This is a genomic window from Rhodospirillales bacterium (genome assembly GCA_018666775.1).
Classification (GTDB): Bacteria; Pseudomonadota; Alphaproteobacteria; order SMXQ01; family SMXQ01; genus JABIXC01.
In genome coordinates, this window is record JABIXC010000007.1 from 83,807 (window position 1) to 95,319 (window position 11,513).

Genomic DNA, 11,513 nt, shown 5'->3' on the forward strand with positions numbered 1-11,513 from the left:
CCAAACCCTTCAAACCATGCCGTTTATACCCACAAACAATAAATTGCCTTTGCCGTCTTTTTTTATAACTTATCTGAATTTAAGAACATGGAGATGCCAGAAACGCAGGATGCCTGCCTTTGCAAACCAATAGCCAATGGCACCCATGAAGCCCGGAAAATACGAAAAATCCAGGAAACGGAGATGGTTAAGCCCCCTTTTGACCATATAAAGGGTTCTAATCAAAAATAGAGCCGTCGGATATTCCCCTTGTGGTTCGCTGTAGGGTTTCACGTATTTCAACAGGAATTCAAAAAATTTGCGTGGCGGACGCACGATATCGATTGCGTAGACCAAAATGTTGGCGAATGAGGGCTTCACCAACGTGTAGCTGAGTTCCTCAATGGTCGGATGGGTGATATCAAGTGCCTTTAATTGGTTGGCAAGTTCAGTATTCGGCATGAGCCTGAGAGAGAAAATATTCAGCGTAAAGGGCCGGGGCATATCATAAATAAACCGCAGTGATTCTAGAACATCTTCTCGATTTTCGACCGGGTTATCCAAAATCAAATCATAGGTTGGGGGAATCATCGAGGATGTATAATCTGAAATAATTTCAATCGCCTTTCGCGTAGAGGCGACCGTCGCCGGGCGCTTATAGAATTTTAGAATGCGCGCACTGGGGCTCTGAATGCCCATCTTGATGCGGTACATGCCAGCTTTGACAAGCAATTCCACTTTTTCTTTTCTGATTAAACCAGGCAAGGCGCCAAGGACACTGAAACTGATATTGATTTCCTTCTGCCACCGCTCTGAGAATTCTTTAACAACGTCTAGGGGAAGCCCAATAAAGCTATCGTCATGAAATGTAATGGAAGTGATATAGGGGTGTATGGCCAAAACATTTTTAATCTCAGCAATAATTCTATCCACCGAAGAATGGCGGATTTTTCGGTAATCTGAATCATTGTCAATAAACTTGGAATTGCTGCAATACGTACAGGTAAAGGGGCAGCCAATCGACCAAACTGTATGGAATGCAATGCCGTTAAGTTTGAGATACTCGTCATTGTCCAATGGGACAAACCCCCGGCCATTTTTAAAAATGATCTCATTATCGGCATAGCAAGGGATTGGGAAACTTTCAAAATCGCTTGCTGTCTGCAGGGGTAGAAATCCGTTACGAACAATCTGATCATCTTTGTGGAACCAGAAATTCTTTGTTTGTGTAAAGTCTTCACCGGCGTTGTATGCGGTAAGAAATTGGCTAAAGGCAATTTCGCCTTCACCGATACAAATAGCATCAGCGTGTTTTATGGCATCTTCAGAATCAACAATTGGATGGATCCCGCCCCAAATTATAAATACATTTGGATTGATTTTTTTAATGCGTGCAAACAGGTCTTTGTTCAATTCCGCATACGGGGTCATGGAGGAACTGGCTACTATGTCGAACTCGGCATAATGTTTGGCCATGCGATCCATATCTGCGTCTTCAATTTCAGATGTGCATCTGCCTTTCAGAAAAGACATGACTGACATTTGGTTGGTCGGCACGATATAAGAAATTTCCGTGTCAGGATGGACACTTCTTATTAAAGAAGCCATTTTCCGAAATCCGACAGCGATGATACCAGCATCAATGGACACGAAAGCAATTTTCATATAAATACCTGCCTCAAAATTAGAGCACCCGCATTCCAGATGCTAAAATAAAAATAGAATAGTTCTAATACCTAATATCACAAAGATGGATTCACCACAACCACACCAATCTAATGCCCTTATTCATAAATATCCAGAACAGCCCCGACAATTTGTATTCATGCCAATTCCGAAAAATGGGACTTTTCAGGGGCGATCGACTAATTTGATAATTGCCACAGCGCATTTGGCTTAACAGCCCGCATTTGGCCCACGAAAACAGCACCTGCAAAGTCTTGAAGGCGGCAAATACTCACTTATTTTTGGATCGCAAATTTTCGACAAACCTGGTTATCCGGCCAGCGACCTCTTGTGTTAATCCAAAGTGATCCCTTAAAAAATAGAAAATTCGAAGCAACACCTTCCCGCTAAATACATTGATTTTGGCAGAAAGTGGATCAGAGGGACGGGCTTTATAGCCGGTCACTTTTTGCCGGATTTCCTTATCCTCCCTAGTAAAATAGTACATGACAATGGCTTTTCTTCCATCCTTTTCAGGACAGGTAATAGGGTCTGGGAATCCGTGCATTACTTTCATTGTATTGAAAATAAGGCACCGGTTTAAAATAGGAAGGGCCTTCGCATAACATTTGGTGACTGGCTTGTTCCAAATTTGAAGTTCTCCCCCAAAAGATTTTTCCCAATTTTCATTAAGGTATAACAGCAAATTAACTTGCCGTTTCAAATGCCGGTCGTCCGGATGCACGTTGGGGTCCATATGTAAATTTATAAACCCCCCTGACGGCGCGTAATGCATTGCCTTGCTATGACTGTAGTCCGGGATTAACCCGTCAATCTTTGTTAGCTTTTCCAGATAATCAACGAATGCTTTTGATGATAATGCTTTAACAAGAGAATCTACCGATGGCGGCAAGGCATGCTCTATGTTGTAGCCCAGCTTTCTTTCATTGAAGTGATAATTGAAATCCCATCTGGAATCTCCAATTGGAGGGAAATCGCTGGAAACTTGTTGGGCTAAATCTTTGTCCAAAAATTCATCAAAGACGATATAGGGGATATCGATTTCGTCATGGTATTTGGCTCTATCCTGATCCAGCTGTGGTTCCAATTGAGCGAGCAATTGTTCCGCAATATCAAGGCTCATAACGCAGTCTCCAAAGAGCCACTTGAAAAACTTTGAGAATTTCTGATTTTCCCCACCTTAGAAGCTAATTTCAGGGGCATTTACCATCCATTTCCCGTGCAATCTATTTGCATAAAAAAACAAATCAGGGCTGCAAAGTTCTCTAACAAATGTCTCCAGATGCCACAATATCAAATTGTTGAATGACCTTGCAAGGGCTGTCTAAAGCTAGCGCTTACGGAACATTCGAGCCAGTTTATTCCGGCTTCTTCACGGTGCTAAACATCAGATAACACAATAGTCCGGGCAGGGTCATAATAATGCTCAAAAGCCGATAGGTTAAAAATATAGAGCCATAACCGAGCGCAACATTTTCAGCCGTCAATATTGCTAACAACTGATTGAACGCGGCTTCTCCGACCCCGATGCCACCGGGGGTCAAAGGCAATACATTAGCAATCTGGGTTAGGGTTGTCGCAATGCCTATATCGGTAATGCCCGGCCCGGAAAACCCCAATCGCGCCGCAATAATCACAATCGCAAAAATGACGAAGAGCTGATTGATCGTGCTTAGCAAAATGGCTGCTACAATCACCTTCGGGTGACCGCGATAGCTTGCAAGGGAATCAAACCCCCTGATGACAAACTGCGCCAGCCGGTTCGTAAATCGATTGCGCATCCAATCGGTCAACCCAAAGCGTCGGTTTGACTTCAAAGCCAATGCAAAAAATAACGTACTGCCCAAGACCACTCCGCCGAGAAACAATGCCCCAAGCAACAAGGTGGTGCTGCCTTCCATGGCTCTGGGAATATAGGGGATTACCATAATAAAAGATGCCAATAACAGGCCCGACAAGGAAGCCAGTCGGTCAACAAAAATGGAGACGACGGCCTTGACCTCGTTTCCAGACGAAAGGCGTACCGTATAGGCGATGCGCATGGCATCACCACCAATGCCGCCGGGAAGAATGGGCGTATAGGCAAGGCTTATATAATAGACTTGAAACAAGCTAAAAAATGGAAGCACCAAACCCTGGGATGCAAGCAGCATCCGCCAGCGATACACTGTCACCAGGCTCATGGAGAAGACAGAAACACCAACAGAAAAGATATTAACCGGATCTGATACGGCGCGGGCCATCTCTGAAATAGAGATAATCTCCAGCTTGTAAAGTGCGAAGAGAAGCCCCCCCGCAACCAACATCTTTAAAAAATACCCCAACCACTGTCTGGTTGTAGATTTCCCCAAAGATCCTGTTTTATCCCCTGATTGCGGGTTTTCAGTTTCCAAATTTTTATTCACGGCCTCACCTAACGCAGCGCAGCGGCAATATTGCCACCATCAACGGTCAACACCGCTGCGGTGGTTTTTTCTGCGCAAGCCAGATCGACAAAGGCCTTGGCGACATCATCGGCATTCACCTCACGACCCAGTAAATTTCCGCTCATATAGTTGCGTGTATCAACACCACGGGCACGCGCGCGAGTTTTAATCATGTCATCGGTTAAAAGGCCAGAACGGATACGATCCGCATTTACGGCATTGGATCGAATGCCATCGGCACCATGGTCCACTGCATATTGGCGCATGAGAAAAAGCGTTGCCGCTTTAGGAAGTCCATAGGGACCAAAATCAGCGCCGGGATTAACGGCTTGTTTTGACGTATTGAAAAGAAGCACGCCACCGGTTCCCTGCTGCCGCATTATGGCAACGCCGGCCTGTGCCACCCTTTGATGACCATAGAAATTCAGCTCGAAACTATCGCGAAGCACTTTTTCATCGACGTCCCCAATTTTTCCCTGCCAAGCACGCCCGGCATTGGAAACCAGAATATCAAGCCCCCCAAAATGTTTGCAAACGGCCCCGAATGCTGCCTTCACCGAAGTCTTGCTGGTCACATCACAAATCACACCAAATGCCCCTGTCGCCTTAACCGCCTGGTCCAGCATTTTTTGATTAAAGTCCAGGATCGCCACTTCAGCGCCTTGGGCCTTGAACGCTCGGGCCGTAGCAAGACCAATACCCGATGCGCCACCGGTGATCGCAACCACATGGCGGGCCAGAGGCTTTTCAACGGCATTGCCAAGTTTGGCCTGTTCAAGAGACCAATATTCAAGATCAAACATGTCCGCTTCGCCAACACAGTGATAGCGGCCAATGGATTGGGCATCTAAAATGGTGCCCACCGTATTGGTCGCAATATCGGCGGCAATTTTTGCAGCCCCTTTTGATGCTCCCGCCCCAAACAAACCAAGGCCCGGCACCAGTACGACGCGCGGCATGGGATCGAGTTCTTTTTTGATCCCGCCAAGACGACGATTATTCGTGCGAAAATAATCGTGGTAGCGCTTAACAAAGTCATTCACCGCGCCCTTTACGCCTACGCTGAATGCCTCAATCCCACCCTTGGCCGGAGCTGGCACGATCAACGGCCAATTCTTGGTGCGGATGGTATGATCCGGCGTCACCACCCCGGTCTGGGCATACCGCGCAAGATTTTGCCCACCGACATAAGCACGGATGGCGGGGCTGGTTCTAAAATCGAGGACTTGGCGTTTAATCAACCCCCCATCCCCGGCTGTTTGATCGGCAAGAAACCCACGTATGATGGGGGCAACCTCGGCAACGGTCGCCTTCGATGCTGGCAAGCGGGCAGGAACCAGACGGTTTTTCCGGTGGCCCTTGATATGCGCCTCTGCCATGGACACCTTTTCGATCATCCGTTCATAGGCTTCGCGGGCCGTATCCCCAAACGTGAAAATCCCGTGCTTATCCAGAATTAACCCATCAACACTTGGGTCTTGTTCAAACACTTCGGCAGCTTTTTTTGCCAAATCAAAGCCCGGCATGATGTAGGGAACGATCCCCATACGATCGCCATAGAGATCGCGACATATTTTCACGCCATTTTTTTGATCGGAAACTGAAAGAATGGCTGTGGAATGGGTATGGTCTACAAATTTGTGAGGCAAAAAAGCATGAAGCAATGTTTCCACGGACGGGTTTGGCGAGGTCGCATCCAAAAGAGCGCACCGTTGGGCATTGACCATGTCCTCATCGCTGAGCGCATCAAGGGTTTTCAAGTCCAAAATGGCATCAAGGCGAACCGCAGGCAGGCCCTCGGGCTCAATATCGCCCATATCCCAGCCAGAGCCTTTGACGCAAAGCACATCCACGCGATTGCCCATCCGATCATTGACCTGTGTCTTGACCGAAGTATTGCCGCCACCGTGCAGAACCAAGGCCGGGTCACGCCCTAAAAGGCGCGTGGTATAGACCCTGAGTGCCAAGTCCTTGTTCACGCCTTTTTTATGGTAGCGTGCGATATACGCGCGTGATTTCCGTTCTGACCAAATTGATTTCATCTGCCAATCCTTATCTGGAACTAATCCCCAGTACAATCCCCAGCATTTTTACATCCATGATGCGGGTTAAGCCTCGGTGTTATAGGTGCTATAGAAGGTAAAGATAGATCAATTAGCAAGATTGGCGAACACTTCCATGAAACCAGCCATATTTTTGGACCGCGATGGGGTCATTTTGGAACCGGTGGATTACCTGCACCGAGAAGAAGACATGGCCATCATAGCTGGCATGGAACGCGAAATTGCTTCTCTGAACGCCTTGGGAATTCCTGTCATCGTCATCACCAATCAATCCGCCGTGGCTCGGGGGATATTGAACGAGGATGCCTTGTCAGAACTTCATGGGGTGATGCGTGACCAATTGGCCCAAACCGGCGCATCCCTGGATGCCATCTATTATTGCCCCCATCACCCCGATGTTGGAGAACCGCCCTATCGTGCGGCTTGTTCATGCCGCAAACCGGCCCCGGGTATGATCTTGCAGGCGGCCACCGACCTGGAGATTGATCTGGCCAATAGTGCCTTCATCGGCGATGCCCTGACGGATATAGAAGCAGCGCACAATGCCGGGGTTGGCACCACGGTTCTTGTCTTGACCGGCCATGGCAAAAAAGAATTTGCGCGCATTGGAACGCAAGGCCCCCAACCAGACATGATTCTGGCCGATGGCCCAACGGCCATTCAAGCGCTCATAGAAATCATGAAAGACAAAACTTAATCCGGGGCTATCTTGATCTTTGGCACCAATCAACGTAGCGGTAAAATGCGATCAAAGTGGCGGCATCCTGAATTTTTGAGGTATGTGCCATGTCACTGACTTCATCTATTGAAAAATAAGATACCCCCCCAAGACCAATTTCAGGATCACCCTGGGCTTCCCCCAATCGACAGCTTGGTGCTGCAAAAACGGCCCCCCGAACGCCAATGGTGCTGGGTTCAGGGAGATAAAAGCCAAGCGAAACAACATCGCCGAGATCACAAGACAGGCCTGTTTCTTCCTTCAATTCGCGCAAAGCCGCTTCAACCGGCGTTTCGCCCTCATCAATAAAGCCTCTTGGAACCTCCCACAGGGTTTCAGCTACGGCATGTCGGAAATACTGCTGCAACCCGATCGCCCCATCAAGGATTGGTAAAATACAAACACCCCCAATCAGATCATCCCGGCGAACCTGGCCACCAAGGACGATAAAATCGCGAACCTCGTTCCCATGATCATCGCTGATATGGTCAAGGTAGACATTCCATTTGCTGTTTTGACATCCAATATCCCTGTTCAGCAAACGAACTGGATTAGGGGCGGATTTTTTAGCGGGTTTCTCACTGTCTGAACCCTGATCAGACATTATTGAGCCCGCCTGGTTCGTAAACGACAATTTTACTGCCGTCGTTATCAATGTCGAAATCGACATAGACCAGATTCTTCAGGCGTTCGCGTATTGCGGCTTGTTTTTCAGGCTCGGCAACAAAAACGATGAAGCCCCCGCCTCCGGCACCCAGAAGTTTCCCCCCTAGAGCACCCGCATCGCATGCTGCATCATAGATTTCATCAATTTTATCGTTAGAAACATTGTCAGAAAATTGCTTTTTCAGGGTCCAGGAGTCATGGAGCAGCTGACCCAACTCCGGGATGGAAAAGGTCTCACCTGAAATGATTGAGGATGCCTCATCCACCAGTTCCTGCATCTTGTGGCGTTCGCTCATGCTGTCATCAATCTGGGCGATTTGTTCTTTCGCCACTTCTGATGCAAACCTCGAAAAACCAGTAAAAAACAACATGATAGAGCCAACCAATTCCTGACGACGGGCCATCCCCATAACAAGAGGATTAACTGAGAAACTGCCATCTTGCCTGAAATCGATGCGATTGAGCCCCCCATACGCTGCCCATATCTGGTCCTGGCAACCCACACATTCATTAAGCACCTTCTGCTCAATTTTCATGGCTTCTTCGCACAATGCCCGTTTGGTAACCAATTTTCCCCGGGACGCATGAATGTCATGAAGCAACCCGACAGAGAAAGAAGAACTGGACCCCAGCCCCGAACGCGCCGGCAGATCCGCATCGTGATGAATTTCGACCCCACCCGTTACATTCAGTTCGCCAAGAATGGCCCGAACCGCTGGATGTTGTATTTCCGAGATTTCCTGGACCAGCTCAACATTGGAATAAACAATCCGATGTTTATGGGCAAAGAAAGGGGGCAACGAACGCACCGTCAAATAGCAATATTTATCTATGGCCATCCCCAAAACAGCGCCGCCGTGTTCAAGAAACCATTCGGGATAATCGGTCCCGCCACCAAAAAGTGAAATGCGAAATGGTGTACGACTAATGATCATTGTTTACGTGTCTCCCCGCTGAAAAGCCCCTTTCTCCAAAGCTTTGTGGGCCATAGAGAAACTGCTGGGCGTGCCAATGTCAAGGAATGTCACATCCTTTGAATATGCGCCAATTGTCCCCGGGCCAGTGGATGCCAGAATATCAATTTCCAGAGACAATGCCTGATTTTCTGGAATTTCCTGAATTGCTGCACGGGAAAACAGATAAACGCCGGCGCTGACAAAGGCAGGTTTATCCCATGTAGGATCTTTTTCGTGGAAAGACAGGATGCGTGCCTTTTCAACCTCTACCCGGCCAAAGCGGTGCGCGTCATCGACATTGGCACAGACAATCAATACCGGAACGCTGGTACCTTTATAAAGGTCAAGCGCGCCACACAAATCTGCATCGACCAGTGTATCGCCATTGATCACAAGCACTGGATCAGACCCACATGCGTTTCCGGCGAAGCGAAGCGCCCCACCCGTTCCCAGAGGGGACGTTTCAATAACGGGCACAATTTCAAGGCCATCATCAGCCCGTTTATCGAGATATTCCTCAACCTTGTCAGCCATAAACCCAAGGGAAAGCACGATGCGCCGTGCCCCATAGATTTTCAGCCAATCCAGCATCCATTCTAAAATCGGACGCCCGCCAACAGGTGCCAAAATTTTCGGGCGATCAGAAACAACCGACCGAATTCGGGTTCCTTTGCCTCCAGCAAGGATGACAGTATCAATCCCAGCCAAACAACCTTGCTGCTCGTCCATATTCCTAGCCCAATGCTCTGGTCATTTCATTTATATCATGACATACATCCACATAACTGGCTAGAATTCGCCCTAAAATGGCGTCCTTCACAGGCTGGGTTGAATGCATTTGCCGGCGTATATTCCGGTCTCTTTACCCGGCAATCAGTAAAGGTAAAAAAATGTTTTACGAATTAGCCGCCAGTTCCTGGGGTGAAGAAGAACTGGATGCAATCCAGCGGGTCATTGCAAGTGACCGCTTTACCATTGGTCAAAACGTCGCCAACTTCGAAGAAGAATTCGCCGCCTACCACGGCCGCCGCCATTGCGTCATGGTCAATTCCGGATCATCGGCCAATCTTGTCGGCATCGCCGCCCTAGCCTTTAAACAAGGCCACCCCCTAAAACCCGGTGATGAAGTTATCGTGCCTGCCATTGCCTGGGCCACCACGTATTACCCGCTTTTGCAATATGGGCTGCGTCTTCGTTTTGTGGATGTTGAAAGCGACACCCTCAACATGGACGTTTCACAACTGGAAAAGGCGCTGACGCCTAAAACCCGAATGGTCATGGGGGTTTCTATCCTTGGCAATCCAGCGGCGCTCGATACGATGCGGCAGTTTTGTGATGCCCATGACCTTCATTTTTTCGAAGACAATTGCGAATCCATGGATGCCGAACTGGATGGCAAAAAAGCGGGAACCTTCGGTGATATCAGTACGTTTTCGACCTTTTTTTCCCACCATATTTCGACCATGGAAGGCGGCATGATCACCACCGATGATGAAGAACTCTTTCATCTGTGCAAATCTCTGAGATCCCATGGGTGGACACGGGATATCCCGGAAAACAGCCCCATTTGCCCGCCGAAACAAGATGACTTTTCCGAAGCCTATCGCTTCATTCTACCTGGCTATAATGTCCGCCCCCTTGAGCTTTCCGCCGCCATCGGGTTAGAGCAAATCAAAAAGCTGCCCGCAATGACATCCAGGCGACGTAAAAATCTGGCCCTGTTTCAAAAGCTTTTTTCCGGTGACAATCGCTTTGAAATCCAGCGCGAAAATGGCGCCAGTTCCAGCTTCTGCTTTACGGTCATTCTCAATACTGACGTAACCCCATCACGCGATACCGTCATGGTCGCATTGAAAGAAGCTGATATCGGATTTAGAATGATCACGGGCGGCTGTTTCCCCCGCCACGACGTCATTAAATATTTCGACTATGATTGTCTCGATGATCTTCCCAATGCCAACCGGGCCCATGATCATGGATTTTTTGTTGGCAATCATCCATTTGACCTGACGCCGCAAATCACACGGCTTCATGAAGTTCTGACTAAAACCTGCGCTTAAAGGAACGACAACTTATGGCACAAAATGAAAATATTCTCGTCACGGGTGGTGCCGGTTATCTTGGGTCCACCCTGGTTCCTGCACTTTTGGGAAAGGGCTTTGGCGTCACGGCGCTCGATAATTTCATGTTCCGCCAAGACAGCCTGTCCCATGTCTGTCACCACCCGGATTTTTACCTGATCCGTGGCGATGCCCGGGATGAAAGCACCCTAAAACCCTTGATTGCCAAAGCGGATATTGTCATCCCCCTAGCGGCACTGGTTGGGGCCCCGCTGTGCAATCGCGATACCCTAGGCGCCATTAGCACGAACCGTGATGCCATTATTACCCTGACCAAGTTATTGTCTAAAGATCAGCGCATCATCATGCCCATTACCAATTCTGGTTATGGTATTGGGGAAGAAGGCCAATTCTGCACCGAAGAAACGCCGCTTCGGCCGATCTCCCTTTATGGAACGACCAAGGTTGAAGCCGAAGAAGCGGGCCTGGCCTTTGGCAACACCATCAGCCTGCGGCTGGCCACGGTGTTTGGCATGTCGCCACGCATGCGGCTTGATTTATTGGTCAATGATTTCGTTTACCGGGCCGTGAATGACCGCTTCATCGTAATCTTTGAGGGACATTTTAAACGCAACTTCATTCATGTGCGTGATGTGGCACGAGGGTTCCTCCATGCCCTTGAGAATTTCGAAACAATGAAGGGCGAGCCCTACAATTTAGGCCTTTCTGACGCCAATCTATCGAAGCTGGAACTGTGCGACCGAATCAAGGCGCAGGTCCCCGATTTCACCATTGTCGAGGCCGAAATTGGCGAAGACCCGGACAAACGGGATTACATTGTTTCCAATGAAAAAATCGAAAAAACCGGATATGCCCCAGCCTTTGGTCTGGATATTGGCATCGCGGAATTGATCAAGGGCTATCAGATGATCCGAAATTCAGGGTTTGCCAATATCTGA

At 48.5% G+C, this 11,513-nt stretch carries 10 protein-coding genes; 3 read left to right on the top strand and 7 right to left on the bottom strand.

Annotated features, from left to right (window positions below):
• Positions 1 to 69: 69 nt before the first annotated feature.
• The 4 genes from HOJ08_02670 to HOJ08_02685 form a co-directional block, all read right to left on the bottom strand.
• Complete coding sequence (locus tag HOJ08_02670; GenBank protein ID MBT5672342.1) at positions 70 to 1,644, bottom strand: B12-binding domain-containing radical SAM protein; 1,575 nt, start codon at positions 1,642 to 1,644, stop codon at positions 70 to 72.
• Positions 1,645 to 1,936: 292 nt separating this feature from the next.
• Entirely contained in the window at positions 1,937 to 2,788 is an 852-nt protein-coding gene (locus HOJ08_02675) for a 2OG-Fe(II) oxygenase (protein ID MBT5672343.1), read from the bottom strand.
• Between the two features lie 235 nt (positions 2,789 to 3,023).
• Entirely contained in the window at positions 3,024 to 3,971 is a 948-nt protein-coding gene (locus HOJ08_02680) for a flippase-like domain-containing protein (GenBank protein MBT5672344.1), read from the bottom strand.
• 107 nt (positions 3,972 to 4,078) lie between these two features.
• Positions 4,079 to 6,133: a bifunctional aldolase/short-chain dehydrogenase gene (locus tag HOJ08_02685; GenBank protein ID MBT5672345.1), complete on the bottom strand. Its 2,055-nt coding sequence runs from the start codon at positions 6,131 to 6,133 to the stop codon at positions 4,079 to 4,081.
• 136 nt (positions 6,134 to 6,269) lie between these two features.
• Here HOJ08_02685 and HOJ08_02690 point away from each other — a divergent pair, with 136 nt between their 5' ends.
• On the top strand, positions 6,270 to 6,851 hold the full coding sequence (locus HOJ08_02690; GenBank protein ID MBT5672346.1) for an HAD family hydrolase: 582 nt from the start codon (positions 6,270 to 6,272) through the stop codon (positions 6,849 to 6,851).
• A gap of 7 nt (positions 6,852 to 6,858) precedes the next feature.
• Here HOJ08_02690 and HOJ08_02695 read toward each other — a convergent pair whose 3' ends face one another.
• From HOJ08_02695 to HOJ08_02705, 3 genes are read right to left on the bottom strand one after another with little or no spacing between them, the layout of a single operon-like run.
• Positions 6,859 to 7,476 carry an NUDIX hydrolase gene (locus HOJ08_02695; GenBank protein ID MBT5672347.1) on the bottom strand — a complete coding sequence of 206 codons (618 nt, stop codon included), beginning with the start codon at positions 7,474 to 7,476 and terminating at the stop codon, positions 6,859 to 6,861.
• Entirely contained in the window at positions 7,469 to 8,473 is a 1,005-nt protein-coding gene (locus tag HOJ08_02700) for a kinase (protein MBT5672348.1), read from the bottom strand. The genes HOJ08_02695 and HOJ08_02700 overlap by 8 nt, the downstream gene beginning before the upstream one ends.
• Before the next feature lie 3 nt (positions 8,474 to 8,476).
• Positions 8,477 to 9,223 carry an NTP transferase domain-containing protein gene (locus HOJ08_02705; protein ID MBT5672349.1) on the bottom strand — a complete coding sequence of 249 codons (747 nt, stop codon included), beginning with the start codon at positions 9,221 to 9,223 and terminating at the stop codon, positions 8,477 to 8,479.
• A gap of 161 nt (positions 9,224 to 9,384) precedes the next feature.
• On the opposite strand from HOJ08_02705, the gene HOJ08_02710 reads away from it, so the two are divergent.
• Positions 9,385 to 10,554, top strand: coding sequence for a DegT/DnrJ/EryC1/StrS family aminotransferase (locus tag HOJ08_02710; GenBank protein ID MBT5672350.1), 1,170 nt, complete (start codon positions 9,385 to 9,387; stop codon positions 10,552 to 10,554).
• Between the two features lie 14 nt (positions 10,555 to 10,568).
• Positions 10,569 to 11,513: an NAD-dependent epimerase/dehydratase gene (locus tag HOJ08_02715; protein ID MBT5672351.1), complete on the top strand. Its 945-nt coding sequence runs from the start codon at positions 10,569 to 10,571 to the stop codon at positions 11,511 to 11,513.

Excerpts from the sequence above, each read along its gene's own strand:
- HOJ08_02705 (MBT5672349.1), bottom strand. The coding sequence starts at position 9,223 with ATGGACGAGCAGCAAGGTTGTTTGGCTGGGATTGATACTGTCATCCTT.
- HOJ08_02670 (MBT5672342.1), bottom strand. The coding sequence starts at position 1,644 with ATGAAAATTGCTTTCGTGTCCATTGATGCTGGTATCATCGCTGTCGGA.
- HOJ08_02690 (MBT5672346.1), top strand. The coding sequence starts at position 6,270 with ATGAAACCAGCCATATTTTTGGACCGCGATGGGGTCATTTTGGAACCG.
- HOJ08_02680 (MBT5672344.1), bottom strand. The coding sequence starts at position 3,971 with ATGTTGGTTGCGGGGGGGCTTCTCTTCGCACTTTACAAGCTGGAGATT.
- HOJ08_02675 (MBT5672343.1), bottom strand. The coding sequence starts at position 2,788 with ATGAGCCTTGATATTGCGGAACAATTGCTCGCTCAATTGGAACCACAG.
- HOJ08_02715 (MBT5672351.1), top strand. The coding sequence starts at position 10,569 with ATGGCACAAAATGAAAATATTCTCGTCACGGGTGGTGCCGGTTATCTT.
- HOJ08_02710 (MBT5672350.1), top strand. The coding sequence starts at position 9,385 with ATGTTTTACGAATTAGCCGCCAGTTCCTGGGGTGAAGAAGAACTGGAT.
- HOJ08_02695 (MBT5672347.1), bottom strand. The coding sequence starts at position 7,476 with ATGTCTGATCAGGGTTCAGACAGTGAGAAACCCGCTAAAAAATCCGCC.
- HOJ08_02685 (MBT5672345.1), bottom strand. The coding sequence starts at position 6,133 with ATGAAATCAATTTGGTCAGAACGGAAATCACGCGCGTATATCGCACGC.
- HOJ08_02700 (MBT5672348.1), bottom strand. The coding sequence starts at position 8,473 with ATGATCATTAGTCGTACACCATTTCGCATTTCACTTTTTGGTGGCGGG.